The organism is uncultured Formosa sp. (assembly GCF_947500765.1).
Classification (GTDB): Bacteria; Bacteroidota; Bacteroidia; order Flavobacteriales; family Flavobacteriaceae; genus Formosa.
Map to the genome: position 1 here is coordinate 265,051 of NZ_CANMTH010000002.1, position 21,461 is coordinate 286,511.

The window sequence follows — 21,461 nt, forward strand, 5'->3', positions numbered from 1 at the left end:
TTTTGCAGCAACAATTTTGAATTGTGTATACATGAAAGGACCTTTATTTTATTCTAAAATTTTACTTTTTGGTGAATATGGTATCATAAAAGATAGCAAGGGATTATCTATTCCTTATAGTTTTTATAATGGTGCTTTAAAATTAATGGAAACACCAACTGAAAAAACAATAAAATCTAACGAAAGTCTAAAGCGTTATGCTGCCTATTTAGCTACTATTAATGCAGGTTTAGTTGTTTTTGATGTCGTAAAATTGAATGCAGATATCGATGCAGGTATGTATTTCGATTCTTCTATTCCTCAAGGATATGGCGTAGGAAGTAGTGGTGCATTAGTCGCTGCACTTTACGACGAGTATGCACAAGATAAAATTACAGTTCTAGAAAATTTAACACGTGAAAAACTTTTAAAATTGAAAACCATTTTTTCTGAAATGGAATCGTTCTTTCACGGAAAATCTTCAGGTTTAGATCCTTTAAATAGCTATTTAAGTATTCCTATTTTAATCAATTCTAAAGATAATATTGAAGCTACTGGTATTCCTTCGCAAAAAAGTGATGGTAAAGGTGCTGTGTTTTTAATAGATAGTGGTATTGTTGGAGAAACTGCTCCGATGGTACATATTTTTATGGAAAACATGAAACAAGAGGGATTTAGAAACATGATTAAAAATCAGTTTGTAAAACATACAGATGCTTGTGTAGACGATTTTTTAAAAGGCGATATCAAATCGTTATTTAAAAACACAAAACAATTGTCTAAAGTAGTTTTAAATCATTTTAAACCTATGATTCCTCAGCAATTTCACGATTTATGGAAAAAAGGTTTAGAATCTAACGATTACTATTTAAAACTTTGTGGCTCTGGTGGAGGTGGTTATATTCTTGGATTTGCAGAAGATTTTGAAAAAGCAAAACAAGCGCTTCACGGTCATAAATTAGAAGTAGTTTACAATTTTTAGTAAACCAAACCGTCGTTTTTCATTTCCATCTTTTTAATTTTTAACTATGTTCTCTAGAAAACATAAACATATTTTGTTGAAATTCTTCAGTATGTTTTCTGTGGTTAGAGGGTATAATGTGCTTATGGTTGTTGTGGCGCAATATGTTACAGCTGTCTATATGTTGGCACATGAAAAACCGGTAAGAGAAGTTGTTTTCGATCTTAATTTATTTATGCTAGTTTTGGCGTCTTCGGCAACTATTGCTGGAGGCTACATTATTAATAATTTTTATGATTCAGAAAAAGATTTAATTAATAGGCCACAAAAATCGATGTTAGACCGGTTAATAAGTCAGAATACAAAACTCTCCTTTTACTTTGTTCTTAATTTGCTGGCAGTAATTATGGCAAGTTATGTGTCGTTTAAAGCGGTTATCTTTTTTGCATTTTATGTTTTCGGGATTTGGTTTTATTCACATAAATTAAAAAAGATGCCTTTCGTAGGTAATTTAATCTCTGCAGTATTAACAATCACGCCTTTCTTCGCCATTTTTATGTATTATCAGAATTTCGAACATGTTATTTTTGTACATGCGACTTATCTATTTTTAATTATTTCTATGCGCGAATTAACTAAGGATTTAGAAAATATTCCAGGAGATTTAGTACAAGGTTATAAAACAATTCCCATTGCTTACGGCGAAAAGTATTCAAAAATAATGCTTACCGTTTTAGCTTTATTAACATTAATTCCAGCGTATTTTTTATTAACTAGATACGATATCGGATATATGTATTACTTTTTCTATTTCACAATGTTTTTACTTTCCGCTTTTATGGTGTTGTTGTGGAATTCTGATTCTAAAAAGCATTATTTAATTCTTCATAATATTTTAAAATTTATTATTTTTTCAGGTGTGTTTAGCCTGCTTTTAATTAACGTGGATTTAGTGTTAAACCGACTTTTTTAAAAGGATTTACATAAAAATAAAAAATCGTAAATTATAGTATATCTTTGCATAAAATAAATATATCACAATGAATAAGCAACAAGGCAGCAATAAAAAAGGAAAAGCTTCAGGACGCGGATCAGGAAATTCACGAAATACAAGTTATGCGAGAGGAAATGCGCCTATTAAAAAACAGGTTGTTACGAGTACGCCTAAATCAGAAGTTAAAAAATCAAACCCAGGCGAAATTCGTCTAAATAAATATATTGCCAATTCTGGCATCTGTTCACGTCGCGATGCCGACATGCATATTGCTACAGGTTTGGTTTCGGTAAATGGTAAGATTGTTGTTGAAATGGGATACAAAGTGAAGCTTGACGATGAAGTGCGTTTTGATGGATCTCGTGTTAACCCAGAAAAGAAAGCATACGTATTATTAAACAAACCAAAAGGTTTTGCAACAACAACCAGTGAAGGAAAAGGACGTACTGTAATGGATTTGGTCGCTAATGCAACATCTTCTAAAATTAAGCCAATAGGACGTTTAGGTAGAAATTCTTTAGGGTTAATTTTATTTACGAATGATGAAGATATTGCAAAGAAATTTACAAATTCTAAAAATGGAGTGCCAAGATTATTTCATATCGAATTGAATAAAAATTTAAAGCACGAAGATTTTACAAAAATTAAAGAAGGTTTTAAAGTAGAAGGTAAACTTGTCGCTGTAGAAGAGATAAGTTATATCGATAAAGGATCTAAAAAAGAAATTGGGTTAAAAGTTAAAAATACAGGAAGTACAATTATTCGTACCATTTTTGATTACCTAAAATATGATATTGAAAAGATAGATTGTGTGAGTATCGGACAGCTTACAAAAAAAGATATTCCACGCGGACACTGGAAACACTTAACCGAACAAGAAGTTATTAGTCTTAAAATGCTGTAAGTCAGTTTTTAAAAGTTTTTCAAAAAAATCGAAAAAAAAGTTTTTTTTTCGATTTTTTATAGCACATTTGTATAAGCATTTAGCTGAACATCATGAAAAGTGTTTGTGTGTTCGGGCTTTTGAAATTTAGGAAGTTATATTCAAAAGCAGCTTATCAGATGAGCAACCGAATTTTAGAGCTAACTTCCGCATACTCCATAGTAAAAAGCCAACATGTGTATGGCTTTATTCCTACAACCCATAGTCAAATTCAGATTTGATAGATAGTTAACATATTAAATTACAATATGCAGATTACTCTGCGTATCTTATTTATTTTTAATTATTATATCAAAATCTCATGAATACTAAATACATTGATTTAATTAATCAATCTTTTTATTTCCCACAAGAAGAATTTAAATTAGAAAACAAAACCCTTCAATTTCACAATATAGATTTAATGAAATTGGTAGAAGAATATGGTGTGCCTTTAAAGTTTACCTATTTACCACAAATTTCTAATAATATTTCCCGTGCTAAAGGTTGGTTTGCAAAAGCCATTGAAAAGAACGATTACAAAGGGAAATATAACTATTGTTATTGTACAAAAAGTTCGCATTTTAAACACGTGTTACATGAAGCTTTAAAGAATGATATTCATATTGAAACCTCTTCGGCTTTTGATATTGATATTGTTGAAAGTTTAAAAAAAGAAGGTAAAATTACAGATAACACCTATGTTATTAGTAACGGTTTTAAACGTGCAGAATACATTACTAACATTGCAAGGTTAATTAATAACGGACACAAAAATGCAATTCCAATAATTGATAATTACGAGGAAATTGATTTGTTATCTCAAGAAATTGATGGCAAATTTAATGTTGGTATTAGAATTGCTTCAGAAGAAGAGCCCAAATTTGAATTTTACACCTCTCGTTTAGGAATTGGCTACAAGAATATAGTGCCTTTTTATAACCGTCAGATTAAAGATAATAAACAAGTCGAGCTTAAAATGCTTCACTTCTTTATAAATACAGGAATTCGTGATAATGCGTATTACTGGAACGAATTAGTAAAATGTTTAAAGGTATATACAGCTTTAAAAAAGATATGTCCAACACTAGATAGTTTGAATATTGGAGGCGGATTTCCAATAAAAAACTCTTTAGCTTTTGAATTCGATTACGAATATATGGTAGATGAAATCTTGCATCAAATTAAAATGGTTTGTGAAGAAGAAGAAGTCGATGTACCTAATATTTTTACAGAATTTGGTAGTTTTACAGTTGGTGAAAGTGGAGGTGCTATTTATGAAGTATTATACCAAAAACAACAAAACGATCGTGAAAAGTGGAACATGATAAACTCATCGTTTATTACTACTTTACCAGATACTTGGGCAATTAATAAAAGATTTGTAATGTTACCTATTAATCGCTGGCATGAAAGTTATGAACGTGTATTGTTAGGAGGATTAACTTGCGATAGTGACGATTATTATAACAGTGAACAGCATATGAATGCGATTTACTTACCAAAGTATAATAAAGATAAACCATTGTATATTGGGTTCTTTAACACCGGTGCATATCAAGAAACTATAGGTGGATTTGGAGGTTTACAACACTGTCTAATTCCGACACCAAAACATATTTTAATAGATAAAGACGAGGATGGAAATATCTCGACAAAATTATTTAGTGGACAACAAAAAAGTGAAGACTTACTTAAAATTTTAGGATATCATGAGCAATAAAACGTATGCTGGAATTCCTCAAGAATATGCAAAATTAGAAACCTCTAAAATTGTATTAATTCCAGTGCCTTATGACGGGACAAGTACATGGCAAAAAGGAGCAGATAAAGGGCCGAAAGCTTTTTTAGATGCTTCCGAAAATATGGAAACTTACGATATTGAAACTCAAACAGAAGTTTACCAACAAGGTGTGTTTTTAGCAGATGCTGTTACAGAAAACAGTTCGCCAGAAGCTATGGTTGATGCCGTGCATAAAACCACTAAAAAATACATTAAAAAGAATAAGTTTGTCACGCTTTTTGGTGGCGAACATTCTATTTCTATTGGTAGTATTAGAGCGTTTAATGAATGTTTTAATAATCTAACAGTTCTGCATATAGATGCACATGCCGATTTGCGTAAAACCTATCAAGGATCTGCTTGTAATCATGCTTGTGCAGTTTATGAGGCTAGCCAGACCACGAACCTGATACAAGTAGGTATTCGTTCTATGGATGTTAAAGAAACTACTGTAATGGATACAGAAAAAACGTATTTTGCACACGAATTAGCCTCTAACGAATTTTGGATGGATAGTGCAATAGATCAGATGACGGGAAATGTATTCATCACATTCGATTTGGATGCTTTAGATCCGTCAATACTACCAAGCACAGGGACTCCTGAACCAGGAGGTTTGTTTTGGTATGAGACTTTAGACTTTTTAAAGAAAGTCTTTGCAGAAAAAAACGTGGTTGGATTCGACATTGTAGAGCTGTGTCCGAATAAGAAAGAGAAATCTTCAGATTTTTTAGCCGCAAAATTGTATTATAAAATGTTGAGTTATAAATTTATGGACGAAAACATAGATGATGAATACGACAACACATTCGAGAGTAAAACACAAAAAAATAACACATCTAAATTCATAGAAGACGATGAGTACTAAAGGAGCAATTTCAAATTTTATAGAAAAATATTATTTACACTTTAATTCGGCTGCTTTAGTTGATGCAGCAAAAGGGTATGAAGATCAATTAAACAAAGGGGCTAAAATGCTAGTGTCTTTAGCAGGAGCAATGAGTACTGCTGAATTAGGTAAAATCTTTGCAGAAATGATTCGTCAAGATAAAGTGCAAATTATTTCATGTACAGGAGCCAATTTAGAAGAAGATATCATGAACTTGGTAGCACATTCTCATTACAAACGAGTACCAAACTACCGTGATTTAACTCCTCAAGAAGAATGGGATTTGTTAGAAAAAGGTTTAAATCGTGTTACAGATACTTGTATTCCTGAAGAGGAAGCTTTTAGACGTTTACAAAAACATATTTTTAAAATTTGGCAAGAAGCAGAAGCTAAAGGCGAACGTTACTTACCTCATGAATATATGTATAAAATGTTATTATCTGGCGTTTTAGAAGAATACTACGAGATCGATTTAAAAGACTCTTGGATGTATGCAGCAGCAGAGAAAAATTTACCTATTATTTGCCCAGGTTGGGAAGATAGTACTATGGGTAACATTTTTGCTAGCTATGTGCTTAAAGGTGAGTTAAAGGCTAACACGATGAAATCTGGAATAGAGTATATGACATTTCTTGCAGAATGGTACACAGCAAATTCAGAAAATGGGATTGGTTTCTTCCAAATTGGGGGAGGAATTGCAGGAGATTTCCCAATTTGTGTAGTCCCAATGTTGTATCAAGATATGGAGCGTCCAGAAACACCATTCTGGAGTTATTTCTGCCAGATTTCAGACTCAACAACTAGTTATGGTTCGTATTCAGGAGCAGTTCCTAACGAGAAAATAACTTGGGGAAAATTAGATATTGATACTCCTAAATTTATTATTGAAAGTGATGCAACCATCGTTGCACCATTAATTTTTGCTTATTTATTAGATATGTAAACCCGTTATACAAAAAAATGAAACGAGTAATTGTAGACTACCAAAAATTAAATGAAGATATTTTAGATCTTCTAGTAGAAAAATTTCCTGATGGATATGATGATTCAGATATCATATCTTTTAGAAATGCTAAAAATGAAATAGTTGAGGCTGTTGAAGTTAAAACCGAAGACACCATTTACTTAGTAAAAGTTGGTGTGAGATTGGTTAAAGCTATGGAAAACTATATTGAAGATGACGACGACGATGATGTTGATGCAGATGAAAATGTAGATTTCGATGAAGTAAAAGCCGAAGAAGTTGACGACGACGATAACGATTAATATTAAAAAAATAACTTAAAAAATGAGAGTTGCTGTTTTTCAATCTTACGCCAACGGATTGTACACATTTATGTTTGAAAATGGTGAGGATATGATTTTTGATGAAATTCATCCCCGAGCTTTAAAACAATTCGATTTAAAGCATGATGAAAGCTATATCGAAAAAACCTTTAAAATTACATTTGTTGAAGTGCCAGATGCTAACGACGATGTGATTTATAGAATAGATAGTTTGAAACTCGTTTCGTAAACAGGTTTTAAATGCTATAAATATTTTGAGGTGTGCTTTCCTTATAAAGTAACGCTAAGGTAATCTTGTCTTAAAATTTAAGCTATTAAGTATATATAAAAGGGATAAACAATAAGATGTTGTTTATCCCTTTTTTGTGTCAAAACAGTTGTTTTTTTATCGTTGGAAATAAACGTATTTGTGTTTAGAAAAAGTTCAGTCTTAACTCAATTTGTTAATAGGTGTATTGCTCAATTGTTTTTTTAAAATGACTTCGTAAATAAATGCGCCATACACTAAGATGTATTCTAAACCAATAATCCAGAGGTTTTCTTTATGGTCTGAACTTACATAAGCGAGATAACTAAGTATAATGGTTACACTCCAAATTAAAGGGAATTTGTAACCTGTAAATACGGCTAATATTAGCAATATGCTTACATACCAAGGATGCACTGTGGTAGCCATAAAATAATACACAGAAATAATTAAAAGCATATTAATTAATAGGTTCTTAATATCTTTTAAAGGCGATTTGTAAGTGGTGTATAAAATGTAAAGTATAACTAAAATTGCCATAACAGGACCAATAAGTTTGATTTTGTTTTCTCCCGTGATCTGGTATCCTATAGATTTAGCGATGTTAAAAAGACTCGCATTAAATTCAAAGTTTTTAAACCAAAGTCCAACGGTTTCAGTGTAATTCGTAATAAATTCAGAGCTTATAAAAGGCAGGAATAAAACGATGTTTATAAGGCCTACAATAGAACAAAATAAGAAGCCTTTTTTTAGTTTTAAATGCTTAAAAATTAAGGGTAGAAAAATTAGAGGAATTAGTTTTGTTGCTACAGATAAAGAAAAAGCTACTGCAGCCCATTGCCATTTTAGTTTTTGTAATAGGTATAAGCTCAATACCAGAAAGCAAATCATAACACCTTCAAAATGTAAATTTCCTGTCAGTTCTATAATAATAAACGGATTTAATATATACCAAAAAATGTAATTCGGATTTAAATGAAGTGCTTTTAAAAGTTTTCTTCCGAAGAAAAGCGTTCCGAGATCTGCAATTATAATTAAAATTCGCATAACAATTATAGCACCTAATACCGAATGATTTGCAAATACGGCAGCAAGAAAATAACAAAATTGACTAACGGGCGGATAGTTGGTGAAATGTGAAGCGCTTAACCATCCCATCCCATCGTAAAGTGTTTGTGCTCCAGAAATAGGGAACTCTCCTTTTTCAAAGAAAAAATTAGGTGTGTATAAAAAGGGATTATAACCTTCAAAAATCATACGCCCATCCCAAATAAAACGAAAGAAATCTTGTGACAAGTTTGGTGTTGCAACTAAAAATATAAGTCTCGATACGAATGCAATTCCCATTAATTGACTCGAATTTAGAAGTTTAGATTTTACTATTTTATAGCTTAATATACAGAGTAAAAAATACATAATTATAAGTTTTAGATACTCTGTTCTGACTAAATGATAAGCAAAAATGTAGTTTATTAAAAAAATGAAAATTACAAGAAAAACAGAATGTGTTAACTTTTTTTTAACATATAATATTGTACTCATAATGAAAATATAGGGTTTTTAACTTGTTGTATTTCAGTTTAATGTATAATTTCAATCGTTGTAATTTATACGATGATTCTGTCCGTTTTACATGATAACTATCATAAATTAACTTGCAATCAAAATGTAAATTTGTAAAGTACATTATAAATAATCATAATAAACAATTTTAAAATGAATATTTCACATATAGAACACATCGGAATTGCAGTTGAGAATTTAGAAGAATCAATAAAATACTACGAAGGTGTATTGGGATTAAAATGTTATTCTATTGAAGAGGTTGCAGACCAGAAGGTAAAAACGGCATTCTTCTTAGTAGGACAAACCAAAATTGAATTATTAGAAAGCACTTCACCAGACGGACCCATTGGTAAATTTGTTGCTAAAAAAGGGCAAGGTATGCATCATATCGCATTTGCAGTAAACGACTCTACAGAAGCGTTAAAGCAAGCCGAAGAACGTGGTGTAACATTAATAGATAAAACGTCTAGAAAAGGTGCAGAGGGATTAAATATTGGATTCCTACACCCTAAATCAACTCAAGGTGTACTAACCGAACTTTGTTCAAAAGAAAAACAAGAATAATAATACACAAATAAAACACGTACTAATGGCAAATCAAGAAAAAATTAATGAGCTCATTGAAAAAAGAGCGAAAGCAAAATTAGGTGGTGGTGAAAAGCGTATCGATTCTCAACATGCTAAAGGAAAATTTACGGCACGCGAAAGAATAGATATTCTTTTAGATGACGATAGTTTTGAAGAGTTTGATATGTTTGTTACCCATAGAACAAAGTCTTTTGGGTTAGACAAGGAACTATATTTATCAGATGGTGTTATTACCGGACATGGAACCATTGATGGTAGAATTGTATATGTATTCTCTCAAGATTTTACAGTATTTGGAGGTTCTCTTTCTGAAACGTATGCCTTGAAAATATGTAAAATTATGGATATGGCCATGAAAATTGGTGTACCCGTAATCGGACTTAACGATAGTGGTGGAGCACGTATTCAAGAAGGTGTTAGATCGCTTGCTGGATATGCCGAAATTTTCCAAAGAAATATAATGGCCTCTGGTGTAATTCCTCAAATTTCTTCAATTTTAGGGCCTTGTGCTGGTGGAGCTGTGTACTCTCCAGCATTAACAGATTTTACAATCATGACAGACCAAACCAGTTATATGTTTGTAACCGGTCCAAAAGTAGTGAAGTCAGTCACAGGAGAAGAAGTGACTACAGAACAATTAGGAGGAGCAAAAGTACATTCTACAAAATCTGGAGTATCTCATTTCTTAGCAGAAAACGACGAAGAAAATTTAATGTTAGTTAGAAAGTTACTCAGCTATTTACCTTCAAATAATTTAGAAGAAGCACCTATAGTGACTTGTAATGATCCTATAGATAGATTAGACGATGTTTTAAATGATATTATTCCAGAAAATGCCAATCAACCTTACGACATTATAGATGTTATTTCTGTTCTTACAGATAACGGCGAATTCACAGAAGTACATAGAGATTATGCAAGAAACATAGTTGTTGGTTTTGCACGTTTTAACGGACGTTCAGTAGGGATTGTTGCCAATCAGCCTAAGTTTTATGCAGGTGTTTTAGATTGTGATGCGTCTAGAAAAGCGGCTCGATTTGTGCGTTTCTGTGATGCCTTTAATATTCCAATTGTAACCTTAGTAGATGTTCCCGGATTCTTACCAGGTACAGGACAAGAATATGCGGGTATTATTTTACATGGTGCTAAGTTATTATTCGCTTATGGAGAAGCTACAGTGCCTAAAGTAACTATTACACTACGTAAATCTTATGGAGGAGCACACGATGTAATGAGTTGTAAACAATTACGAGGCGATTTAAATTACGCTTGGCCAACTGCAGAAATTGCTGTAATGGGAGCTAAAGGAGCAGTAGAAGTACTTGAAGGGTCTAACATTAGAAAAATTGAAGATGAAGTAGAAAAACAACACTACATTACAGAAAAAGAACATGAGTACAATACTAAGTTCGCTAATCCATATGTAGCTGCTAAATACGGATTTATTGATGATGTTATCGAACCTAGAAATACCAGATTTAGAATTGTTAGAGCTTTAGAATTGTTAGCTAATAAGAAAGAAGTAAATCCGCCTAAAAAACATTCAAATATCCCATTATAATGACACATATATTTTTATTAACCAATGATCTAAGTGAAGGATACGTTATTTTAGTAACAGGCCTTACCATTGTTTTTGGAGGATTACTGATTTTAACGTTATTTTTTAAATATGCATTACCGATAATGCTCTATATATATAAAATAATTAGCAAGGGAAGAGACAAAAAAATAAAAGAGATATCTCCCAAACTTAATGAGCAATTTACAGGAGAAATTGCTGCGGCTATTTCAGCTGCAATTCATTTGCATTTAAATGAACAGCACGATAACGAAAATGCCATATTAACTATAAAACAAGCTCGGAAAATGTACTCTCCTTGGAGTTCTAAGATTTACGGCGTTTATAATAAACGGTAATTAAGGGTTCGTTTTTTTTCCACATTTAAAGACATACAACATACAATGAAAAATTTCACATTCAATATAAATGAAAATAGTTATAGTGTTAGAGTTGTTTCTCAAGAAGATAGCACGATAAACTTAGAGGTAAACGGAACTGCATATTCGGTTAAGATGAAGGAGGCGTTAAAAACCATTAAAACACCAACCTTGGTACGTAAACCAGCGAGTCCGGTTGTTGAGCCATTAAAAGTAAATAGTGCAAATTCTGGTTCTGGAAGAGTACAAATTGTGGCACCTATTCCAGGTGTTGTCTTATCAATTAATGTAAAAGTTGGAGATTCTATTAAGGAGAATGATTTATTATTAGTTCTTGAAGCCATGAAAATGGAGAATAGTATCGTTTCAGAAAAATCTGGAGTAGTTTCAGCTATAAATGTTAAAGTTGGACAACAAGTTTTACAGAGTGAAGTAATGATAGAACTAGAATAAATAAAATAGTGTTATACGTTTTAATATTTAAAGTGCTAATCTATTAAAGTTAGTAGGTCACAAAAAATTGGAACGACCAAAATTTAAAAAAATGAAAAAAATAATATTAATATTTGGAGTTTTATCGCTGTTAGTTTTTATCAGACCTCTTTTAGGTATGAATGCTAGTTCTGAAACAACAACCATAACAACAGCTACTACTAATCAGTCTGTTGACTCTAACGAAGATAAAACTTTCGTTTCAGAGGCTGTAGGTGGGATAAAACAATTTTACCATTTCACGGGTTTTGCAAATGCACAATCTGGCAATTTAATTATGATACTTATAGGTGTTATATTTATATATTTAGGAATTAAATTTGATTACGAACCACTACTTTTAATTCCTATAGGTTTAGGTGTTCTGATTGGAAACATTCCATTTTTGCCAGGTTATGAAACGGGTATTTACGAGGAGGGTTCAGTTTTAAACTTTTTATATTTTGGTGTTGTAAAAGGTATTTATCCGCCACTAATATTCTTAGGTATCGGTGCGATGACCGATTTCTCATCCCTGATAGCTAATCCAAAATTAATGCTTTTGGGTGCAGCTGCTCAAGTAGGTGTTTTTGTAACTTTTTTAGGAGCGCTTTATTTAGGGTTTAACCTTCCTGAAGCGGGTGCAATAGGTATTATTGGTGGGGCCGATGGGCCAACCGCTATTTTCTTATCCTCAAAATTGGCAAATGGGATAAACATATTACCAGATGGCACAACCGTTAAAAATTTAATAGGGCCAGTTGCTATTGCGGCATATTCTTATATGGCTTTAATACCTGTTATTCAACCCCCAATCATGAGATTGCTTACTACAAAAAAAGAGCGATTAATTAGAATGAAACCGCCGAGAGCAGTTTCACAAAAGGAAAAAATGATTTTCCCTGTGGTTGCGTTATTGTTAACTACATTTATATCACCTAGTGCAATACCTTTATTAGGGATGTTGTTCTTTGGTAATTTACTTAAAGAATCTGGCAAAACAGAACGACTTGCCGATACGGCTCGAACTAAATTAATAGACATAGTAACTATTCTTTTAGGTGTTACCGTAGGAGCATCAACTCAAGCCGATATTTTTCTTACTAAAGATTCTATGTTAATCTTTGGATTGGGAGCTATATCATTTGTAATAGCAACGACAGGAGGTTTGCTTTTTGCAAAATTCATGAATTTATTCTTGAAAGGAGATGAAAAAATAAACCCACTTATCGGTGCAGCAGGGGTTTCTGCAGTACCAAATAGCGCTAGGGTAGTACATGCAGAAGGTTTAAAAGCCGATCCTCATAATTATTTAATAATGCACGCCATGGCACCAAACGTTGCAGGTGTTATTGGTTCTGCAATTGCGGCAGGTATTGTCTTAAGCTTTTTAGGGTAGTAGCGATTTATAAAATCATTTAATCATAATGTAATTTTAAAAAATTAACGTCATGAACATACCAAATAAAATGTCTGCAGCAGATGCAGTAAAATTAATTAAATCAGGAGATAGAGTCTTAATTCAAGGTGGTTCTGCAACTCCTCAGTCTCTTATTAAAGCAATGGTAGCAAGAGCTTCAGAGCTTAGAGGTGTGAATATTGTTCATTTACATACAGAAGGTGAGTGCGGTTATGTCGCACCAGAATTAAAAGAAAGTTTTTATACTAGTGCCTTTTTTATTGGAGGAAATATTAGAAAAATGATTGGTGTTACAGCCGATTATATCCCTGTATTTTTAAGTGATATTCCAAGCCTATTCCGTGAAGGATATATGAAATTAGATGTTGTTTTAGTTAATGTATCTCCTCCAGATAAACATGGTTTTTGTTCATTAGGCGTCTCTGTAGATATTGTGATTTCTGGGATTGAAATGGGAAAAACTATTATTGCACAGATTAATCCTAAAATGCCAAGAACTTTTGGTGATGCTATAGTAAATATTAATCAATTTGCTGCTTGTGTTGAGGTTGATGAAGAACTTTTTGAAATGCAATTTGTAGCACCTTCAGAAGAAGAAAAAGCAATTGGTAAAAATGTGGCAGATATTATTGAAGATGGAGCCACAATACAAATGGGTATTGGAGGGATTCCAAACGCTGTGCTAACGTATTTAAATAATCACAAAAATTTAGGAGTTCATACTGAAATGTTCTCTGAAGGAATCGTAGATTTAGTGGAAAAAGGCATAGTAAATGGCTCTCAGAAAAAAGTAAACCCAAATAAAATTGTATCTGGATTTGCCATGGGAACACGACGTTTGTATGATTTTATGGACGATAATCCAGAAATTGAAATGTTAGACATTGGATATGTAAACGATACATCTGTAATTCGTCAGAATCCTAAAGTAACGGCAATTAATTCAGCAGTAGAAATCGATATTACCGGACAGGTTTGTGCAGATTCTATTGGTACGAGAATGTTATCTGGAGTTGGTGGGCAAATGGACTTTATGAGAGGTGCAGCTTTATCTGAAGGCGGAAAACCTATTATTGCTATAAATTCTAGAACGTTAAAAGGGGTTTCTAAAATTGTTCCAACATTAAGAACTGGTGCAGGTGTTGTTACTACTAGAGCACATGCCCGATATGTAGTTACAGAATATGGAGTTGCTGAATTTTTTGGTAAAACCTTAAGAGAGCGTGCAAATGCGTTAAGAGACATTGCACACCCTGATTATAGAGAAGAATTAGATAAAGCTATTTTTGAAAGATTTGGAAGTAGCATCATGATTTAATCACACTAAATATAAATAGTATGAGTACTAAAAATAATACACTCTTTTCCGAGTTTAGCCCTGTGACTAAAGAAGCATGGTTGGAAAAAGTTAATATAGATTTAAAAGGAGGAGATTTCAATAAAAGATTGGTTTGGAAAAACCTAAATGGTATTGATATTCAACCTTTATATAACACTGAAGACACTATAGATTATCTTAAAAACACTGGAGAAAACGCGCAAGCATTAGTAAACTATAGAAGTGTTGTGGTCACTTCAGCAGAAAACGGAAATGCTTTAGCTCAAAAAGCAGTTGTAGAAGGAATAAACGGATTGGTTTTTCAAATCAAATCAAAGGTGTCTGCTTCAGCTTTATTAAAGGATATTGATTTAAATACAATTACAGTCTCTTTTGTGTTATCTGAAAATGCTTTAGATTTTGTAACAGATTTCTTTTCATATGCTGAAAAAAATGTGTCTAATAAAAGTAACTTAAAAGGTTATTTAGACCTTGGTGTTATTTCAAATTATGTAACTACAGGGAGTTTAGAAGTGAATATGTTTGAAACCTTAGCTAAAGTAATTTCTTTAGGAACCGGATTTTTAAACTTTAAAACAGTTACTATTTCAGGAACTACTTTTTTAGATTCTGGAGCAAATCAAGTTCAAGAAGTTGCGTATACCTTAAATGCTTTGGTTTATGTGATTGAAGAATTAGGAGCTCAAGATATTTCTGCAGAAACCGTTTTTAATAGCTTACATATTCAGCTTGCAATCGGATCAGAGTATTTTGTCGAGATGAGTAAATATAGAGCATTAAACAGTTTAGTGCATAAAGTAGCTGAAACTTACGGCGTGTCTAATTTTAAATTTGCACTTACTGCTAAAACATCGATTTGGACAAAATCTGTAACCGATGCACATGCCAATATGTTGCGTTCTACAACAGAAGCGATGTCGGCTATTTTAGGAAACGTAGATGGTATTCTAGTCGATGCTTACGATAAAGAATTTAATAATCCTTCAGATTTTTCGAGTCGAATTTCTGGAAATATTACAACTATATTAAGAGAAGAATCTTACTTCGGAAAAGTAGCAAATCCTGTAGATGGTTCTTATTATGTTGAAGAAGTGAGTTCTAAAGTGGCGACTAAAGCTTTAGAGTTATTTAAAGCAATTGAAGCTGACGGTGGGTTCTTTACTGCTTTCGAAAACGAAACGATTCAACAACAGATTGCAGAAATTCGCCAGAAAAAAATCAAGCTAATTAGTCAGAGACGTTTGCCAATGGTTGGAGTAAATAAGTATCCAAACCTAATGGAAAAACTAGATCCTAAGGTATTATTTACTGGAGGAGAACCTAATTCTAAAGTGTTAACACCAAGACGTGCGTCTTTAGAAATAGAAGCTTTACGTAAGGTCTCTGAAGATATTGTTGCAGAAGCTGGTAAACGTCCAGTTGTAGAGCTCGCTAGTTTTGGAAATCTTACCATGCGTAAAGCTAGAGCTGCATTTGCTTACGATTTTATTGGAGTAAGCGGTTTCGAAGTTTTACAAGAAAAAAGTTACGAGAGTGCAGAGCAAGCAGCAGAAGCAAGTGCGAAATCAGATTCGAATGTGGTTGTTATTTGTAGTTCAGATCCAGATTACGACGAGCATGCTTTAGCATATGTAAAAACATTTAGAGCGTTAAATAGTGAAAAGGTGCTTTTATTAGCTGGTAATCCTGTATCGATCTTGGACGATCTTATAAAAGCAGGTTTAGATGACTGTATTCATATGAAATCAGATGTGATACACACCATTTCAGGTGTTCAGTCTAAAATTCAGAAACATATTAAAAAGTAGAGGTGTGACATTGATAAACACTTCCACGTTGAGGTTTTTACAATAGCATGTGACCATTGAATAACAAAAAAAGAAACACATGAAACCAAATTTTTCAAATATAACATTAGATACTGCATCAAAACAAGAGGCAGTACCTTCAGATAATAAAGCCATTTGGAATACGCCAGAAGGTATTCCTGTTAAAACACATTTTTCTAAAGATGATCTTGCAGATGCAGAGCATTTACAATTTCTTTCTGGATTGCCTCCGTTTACAAGAGGGCCTTATAGCGCTATGTATGCGTTGCGTCCTTGGACTATTCGTCAGTACGCAGGTTTTTCTACAGCAGAAGAATCTAATGCCTTTTACAGACGTAATCTTGCGGCAGGACAAAAAGGGTTGTCAGTAGCATTCGATTTAGCAACACACCGTGGGTACGATTCCGATCACCCAAGAGTAACTGGTGATGTTGGTAAAGCTGGAGTAGCTATAGATTCTATACTAGATATGGAAATTTTATTCGACCAAATTCCATTAGATAAAATGTCTGTGTCCATGACCATGAATGGTGCAGTACTTCCAATTATGGCATTCTATATTGCAGCAGCTAAAAAACAAGGTGTGGCGCTAGATCATTTAAGTGGAACGATTCAAAACGATATTTTAAAGGAATTTATGGTGCGTAATACGTACATATATCCACCATTGCCATCTATGAAAATTATTGGTGATATTTTTGAATACACAACCAATAACATGCCAAAATTTAATTCAATTTCTATTAGTGGATATCACATGCAAGAAGCAGGCGCCACTGCCGATATTGAGTTAGCTTATACACTGGCCGATGGGATGGAATACATTAGAACCGGTTTAGCTTCTGGATTAAAAATTGATGAATTTGCACCTCGTCTTTCATTTTTCTGGGCTGTTGGAATGAATCATTTTATGGAAATTGCTAAAATGCGTGCAGCACGTATGCTTTGGGCAAAAATCATTAAACAATTCAATCCTAAAAACCCAAAATCTATGGCGTTACGTACCCATAGTCAAACTTCAGGTTGGAGTTTAAGTGAGCAAGATCCTTATAATAACGTGGCTAGAACATGTATAGAAGCGATGGCGGCTACTTTAGGAGGAACACAATCTTTACATACTAATGCATTGGATGAAGCGATTGCATTGCCAACAGATTTCTCTGCTAGAATTGCACGTAACACACAGATTTATATTCAAGATGAAACTCAAATGACTAAGGCTGTAGATCCTTGGGCAGGGTCTTATTATGTTGAATATTTAACTCAAGAAATCGCTAAAAAAGCATGGACACTTATTGAGGAAGTTGAAGAACTTGGAGGTATGGCCAAAGCTATTGAAACCGGAGTACCTAAAATGCGTATTGAAGAGGCTTCGGCAAGAAAACAAGCACGTTTAGACTCTGGACAAGATATTTTAGTAGGTGTGAATAAATTTAGAACAGATGAAAAATCGTCTATCGAAATTTTAGAAGTTGATAACACTGTAGTAAGAGATTCTCAAATTGCACGTTTGAAAAAACTGAGAGCAAATAGAGATCAATCTGTTGTTGATGCCAATATAAAAGCATTAACAAATTGTGCTGCCACTGGTAAAGGTAATTTATTAGAATTAGCAGTAGAAGCAGCAGAAAATTTCGCTACTTTAGGTGAAATATCTGATGCTTTAGAAGTTGTTTTTGGACGTCATAAAGCAGACACTAAACTAATTAGTGGAGTATATAGTAAAGAGGTTAGTAATGATACTACGTTTGCTGAAGCTTTAAAATTAGCAGATCAGTTTGCGGAAATTGAAGGACGTAGACCACGTGTAATGGTCGCCAAAATGGGACAAGACGGACATGATAGAGGCGCGAAAGTTGTTGCTTCTAGTTTTGCCGATTTAGGATTTGATGTAGATATGGGGCCTCTTTTCCAAACACCAGAGGAAGTTGCAAAACAAGCCATTGAGAATGATGTACATTTTGTAGGAGCTTCAAGTTTGGCTGCAGGACATAAAACATTAATTCCACAATTAATAGAAGAACTTGCCAAATTAGGAAGACCAGATATTATGGTATTTGCAGGAGGCGTAATTCCGGAGCAAGATTACCAATTTTTATTAGATCATAAAGTTGCTGCAATATTTGGTCCTGGTACCGTAATTTCAAAATCAGCAATAACGATATTAGAGAAATATTTAGAACATGAAGAGGCTTAGTAATAAGTCTTGATTTGCCGAAAAACCCCAATACTTGATATGCGTCAGTAATGGGGTTTTTTATGTTTTATATAGAGATGGATTTTGTCCTCTAATAAAATTTTGCTTTTAGATATAATAGGTAAACCTTTGTATACAATATAAAAAATAATTATTTTTTGCAATTACTGCAAACTCCCGTAATCCAGAAGTTTACATTCTCAATACTATATCCTAAAGGAGTTTTTACTTCCATTTCATCTTCCATGCATTCTACTTTTCCACATATACTGCACTTAAAGTGATAGTGATGGTGGTAATGAACTTCTTCACATTTTAAACATTTAAAGTAGTAAAACTTACCATTATCAGAAATTACTTTATGAATAATACCATCGTCTATAAAACTTTGTAACACTCTATAAATTGTAACACGATCAAAATTTGGTAATTGACTTTCAATGATATCAGCTCTTAATCCATAATTTCCTGCTTTTTGAAGGCACTCTAATATGGCTTTTTTTGATTTAGTTTGTCTTTTTTTCATCTCTTATTGTAACGATGTTGCAATATTAATAAAATCATTGTATATTTGTACTATAAAGGTACAGGCATTTTATTCTGTATTTACATAAACTACATAACAGTTAAAAAAAATATTAAGGAATTATATAAATAGAAATTACATTTAAAGTTATTGTGTTTTCTATAATTTTTATGAATTTTTTAGCTCCAGCACAGCAATTAAATTTTCTTACACATTAATAATATGTATTGCCTCTAGCAATTGAAAATAATTGTGTTTTCATAGCATATTCAGTTAATAGAAATAAACAATTTAAAATAAAAAAACGTAATGAGTAATTTAAACAAAAGAGTAGCAGTAGTTACAGGTGCAACTAGTGGAATTGGATTTCAAGTTGCAAAAAGATTAGGTCAAGATGGATATGCTGTTGTTTTAAATGGTATTGAAGATGATGAAGGAGTTAAAAAAGTTGAAGAACTTAAGACGGAAGGAATTACAGCGGAGTATGTTAGTTTTGATGTTACCAATGATGCTTCTGTTACTAAAAATATTACTGCAATTGGAGAAAAATATGGTAAAATAGATGTGCTTGTTAATAATGCAGGTGGGTTAGGAGGTAGATCTAGATTTGAAAAAATGACCACTGAATTTTACAGATTTGTAATGGCTTTAAACCTTGATTCAGTATTTTTTGCTTCAAGAGCTGCAATACCTTTCCTTAAAAAAGGAGAAAATTCGTCAATTATTAATTATACATCAAATGCTGCTTGGAATGCTGGTGGTCCAGGTGCTGGAGTTTATGCCACATCTAAAGGAGGAGTTCATGCAATTACAAGAGCATTAGCAAAAGATTTAGCTGAATATGGCATTAGAGTAAATGCGGTGTCTCCTGGTACTATTGATACTCCATTTCACGCACAAATTAAAGCAACAAAACCTGAGGTTTTTGCGTCTTGGGCAAATAGTATTTTATTAAAAAGAATAGGTAAACCAGAAGAAGTTGCTTCAGTTGTTTCTTTCTTAGCAAGTAAAGATGCTTCTTTTATAACTGCAGAAACTATTCAAATTGGTGGAGGGCAAGCCTTAGGTATATAGTTTAATAGTTGAGGTTTATAAAACAATATTACCAATATTTATTAGATTATAAGGGCATTGCAATTTTTGGTCCTAGTACCGTAATTTTAAAATGAGAGATTTCTATATTATAGAAATATTTAGAACATGTAGTGAATTAGTTTTATGTATTGATTTGCCGAAAAACCCCAATACTTGATATGCGTCAGTAATGGGGTTTTTTATGTGTTCATAGAAAGTTTCTCTAAGCGATATTTATTTTAAAATAATTTATACCCAAGTATTATAGATACTGTATTATAATAAGACTCCCAACTTCTGTAATTTGAAAGCATGTCTTTGCCCGTAAGATATCTTAATTCTGCACTATAAATGTTATTGTATTTATATCCTATGCCAACCACATACCTCGATCCTGATTTTAAATCTAAAGAATTATACTCTGTATATTTTATTTCAGAATTAAAGCTAAAATCAAGGGCAAAAGAACCATTTATAAATAATTTAGATGTATCGTTTAAGAAGAGATAGTGTCTTATTCCAATAGGTATTTCAATGGATTTATAGTCTACAGAGATGAGGTCGTCGTATGTGTTTTTCTTTTCAGCATTAAAATATTGATAAGTTGGTTCTATTATTAAAGCCCATTTGTTTTTATTAAACGGCATAATAAACTCAGCTTCTAATCCAAATCTAAAACCTGTTTTATTTTTAAAATCAAGATTTCTACTATTAGATCCTAAATTGTTATTCGTGGAAAATGAGGAAATGTTTAAGCCTGGCCTTATATTTAAATTGAATAAAACTTTTTTGTCGTTTTGTTCAAAATTCACATATTCAGTACCATTGCATTCATTATACTTTTTAAAAATGTTCACTAAATCTGATGCTTTATAGTCAACTTTTTCTATGTAACTACTAGAAATATCTTCACATTTTAAATCAACTAACAATTGTTGTCTAAATCTATAGTAAGTACCAATTGTATTGTTTGATGTTTTATATCTCTTATAAATTAGTGGTTCAATAACAACATTGTCTTTATTGTAAAAATAACGTTTCAAGTTACCGTCTTCATAGCTGTAGAGGTTGGCTTTTCCTTCTATGAGAACTTTTAAAAACAGTTTTTCTTTATTAAAGATTGGGTTTCTTTCATTTGTTAATTCGCTTGTAATATCAATAGACCTATCAAGATTTACAGTTTTTCTAATGTATTTAGATGTGTTGAATATTCCGAATTCTTTTACAGTTTTAAGAGTTAAGTTTTTTTCTTCTGAATTTTCAGATAGCTTATAATCAAATTGAATTGGGTTATTTTTCCAGTCATTATTTTTAATTAAACAATTAATTTTTTTGTTTGAATTATCTATAAAATAACCTTTTTCGAATGAGATTTGCGAATAGGAAAGAGTGCTTAAAATTGTGATAAGTAAACAAAGTAGTTGTTTCTTCATAGGTTTTGGTTAAGT

The 21,461-nt window shown here is 32.4% G+C and carries 20 protein-coding genes; 17 read left to right on the forward strand and 3 right to left on the reverse strand.

Features of this window, described 5'->3' with window-relative positions; all coding sequences use genetic code 11:
* The first annotated feature begins 31 nt into the window (after positions 1–31).
* From Q1B05_RS04225 to Q1B05_RS04260, 8 genes are all read left to right on the forward strand, one after another.
* Positions 32–961 (forward strand): mevalonate kinase, encoded by a 930-nt coding sequence (locus Q1B05_RS04225; protein WP_299777912.1) that lies wholly within the window; start codon positions 32–34, stop codon positions 959–961.
* A 46-nt stretch (positions 962–1,007) separates the two neighbouring features.
* A complete protein-coding gene (locus Q1B05_RS04230; protein WP_299777914.1) occupies positions 1,008–1,913 on the forward strand; it encodes a geranylgeranylglycerol-phosphate geranylgeranyltransferase in 906 nt (301 codons plus the stop codon).
* A gap of 67 nt (positions 1,914–1,980) precedes the next feature.
* Positions 1,981–2,838 carry a pseudouridine synthase gene (locus tag Q1B05_RS04235; protein WP_299777916.1) on the forward strand — a complete coding sequence of 286 codons (858 nt, stop codon included), beginning with the start codon at positions 1,981–1,983 and terminating at the stop codon, positions 2,836–2,838.
* 340 nt (positions 2,839–3,178) lie between these two features.
* Complete coding sequence (locus Q1B05_RS04240) at positions 3,179–4,579, forward strand: arginine decarboxylase (protein WP_299777918.1); 1,401 nt, start codon at positions 3,179–3,181, stop codon at positions 4,577–4,579.
* Positions 4,569–5,507: an agmatinase gene (gene speB, locus Q1B05_RS04245; protein WP_299777920.1), complete on the forward strand. Its 939-nt coding sequence runs from the start codon at positions 4,569–4,571 to the stop codon at positions 5,505–5,507. Before Q1B05_RS04240 ends, speB begins: the two co-directional genes overlap by 11 nt.
* Positions 5,497–6,471, forward strand: coding sequence for a deoxyhypusine synthase family protein (locus Q1B05_RS04250; protein WP_159022541.1), 975 nt, complete (start codon positions 5,497–5,499; stop codon positions 6,469–6,471). Before speB ends, Q1B05_RS04250 begins: the two co-directional genes overlap by 11 nt.
* A gap of 17 nt (positions 6,472–6,488) precedes the next feature.
* The gene (locus Q1B05_RS04255) at positions 6,489–6,794 is read left to right on the forward strand and encodes a hypothetical protein (RefSeq protein ID WP_299777928.1); all 306 of its coding nucleotides are present in this window, start codon (positions 6,489–6,491) and stop codon (positions 6,792–6,794) included.
* Positions 6,795–6,816: 22 nt separating this feature from the next.
* Positions 6,817–7,044, forward strand: coding sequence for a hypothetical protein (locus Q1B05_RS04260; RefSeq protein ID WP_159022543.1), 228 nt, complete (start codon positions 6,817–6,819; stop codon positions 7,042–7,044).
* A 201-nt stretch (positions 7,045–7,245) separates the two neighbouring features.
* Here Q1B05_RS04260 and Q1B05_RS04265 read toward each other — a convergent pair whose 3' ends face one another.
* The gene (locus tag Q1B05_RS04265) at positions 7,246–8,478 is read right to left on the reverse strand and encodes a mannosyltransferase (protein ID WP_299777930.1); all 1,233 of its coding nucleotides are present in this window, start codon (positions 8,476–8,478) and stop codon (positions 7,246–7,248) included.
* A 300-nt stretch (positions 8,479–8,778) separates the two neighbouring features.
* Between Q1B05_RS04265 and mce the strand changes: the two genes are divergently transcribed.
* From mce to scpA, 8 genes are all read left to right on the forward strand, one after another.
* A complete protein-coding gene (mce, locus tag Q1B05_RS04270; RefSeq protein WP_159022545.1) occupies positions 8,779–9,192 on the forward strand; it encodes a methylmalonyl-CoA epimerase in 414 nt (137 codons plus the stop codon).
* 25 nt (positions 9,193–9,217) lie between these two features.
* On the forward strand, positions 9,218–10,777 hold the full coding sequence (locus Q1B05_RS04275; protein ID WP_299777933.1) for an acyl-CoA carboxylase subunit beta: 1,560 nt from the start codon (positions 9,218–9,220) through the stop codon (positions 10,775–10,777).
* Positions 10,777–11,136 (forward strand): OadG family protein, encoded by a 360-nt coding sequence (locus tag Q1B05_RS04280; RefSeq protein WP_299777935.1) that lies wholly within the window; start codon positions 10,777–10,779, stop codon positions 11,134–11,136. Before Q1B05_RS04275 ends, Q1B05_RS04280 begins: the two co-directional genes overlap by 1 nt.
* 45 nt (positions 11,137–11,181) lie before the next feature.
* Positions 11,182–11,610, forward strand: a complete 429-nt coding sequence (locus Q1B05_RS04285; RefSeq protein WP_299777936.1) for a biotin/lipoyl-containing protein — start codon at positions 11,182–11,184, stop codon at positions 11,608–11,610.
* Between the two features lie 91 nt (positions 11,611–11,701).
* Positions 11,702–13,027, forward strand: coding sequence for a sodium ion-translocating decarboxylase subunit beta (locus Q1B05_RS04290; RefSeq protein WP_299777938.1), 1,326 nt, complete (start codon positions 11,702–11,704; stop codon positions 13,025–13,027).
* A gap of 52 nt (positions 13,028–13,079) precedes the next feature.
* Entirely contained in the window at positions 13,080–14,366 is a 1,287-nt protein-coding gene (locus tag Q1B05_RS04295; RefSeq protein WP_299777940.1) for an acetyl-CoA hydrolase/transferase C-terminal domain-containing protein, read from the forward strand.
* Positions 14,367–14,386: 20 nt separating this feature from the next.
* Positions 14,387–16,195: a methylmalonyl-CoA mutase family protein gene (locus Q1B05_RS04300; RefSeq protein ID WP_299777942.1), complete on the forward strand. Its 1,809-nt coding sequence runs from the start codon at positions 14,387–14,389 to the stop codon at positions 16,193–16,195.
* Positions 16,196–16,274: 79 nt separating this feature from the next.
* Positions 16,275–18,413 (forward strand): methylmalonyl-CoA mutase, encoded by a 2,139-nt coding sequence (gene scpA, locus Q1B05_RS04305; protein ID WP_299777944.1) that lies wholly within the window; start codon positions 16,275–16,277, stop codon positions 18,411–18,413.
* A gap of 151 nt (positions 18,414–18,564) precedes the next feature.
* On the opposite strand, the gene Q1B05_RS04310 is transcribed toward scpA, so the two are convergent.
* Positions 18,565–18,939, reverse strand: a complete 375-nt coding sequence (locus tag Q1B05_RS04310; RefSeq protein WP_299777946.1) for a transcriptional repressor — start codon at positions 18,937–18,939, stop codon at positions 18,565–18,567.
* Positions 18,940–19,248: 309 nt separating this feature from the next.
* On the opposite strand from Q1B05_RS04310, the gene Q1B05_RS04315 reads away from it, so the two are divergent.
* Entirely contained in the window at positions 19,249–20,013 is a 765-nt protein-coding gene (locus Q1B05_RS04315) for an SDR family NAD(P)-dependent oxidoreductase (protein ID WP_299777948.1), read from the forward strand.
* A 239-nt stretch (positions 20,014–20,252) separates the two neighbouring features.
* Here Q1B05_RS04315 and Q1B05_RS04320 read toward each other — a convergent pair whose 3' ends face one another.
* Complete coding sequence (locus tag Q1B05_RS04320; protein ID WP_299777950.1) at positions 20,253–21,446, reverse strand: tRNA modification GTPase; 1,194 nt, start codon at positions 21,444–21,446, stop codon at positions 20,253–20,255.
* Positions 21,447–21,461: the final 15 nt, after the last annotated feature.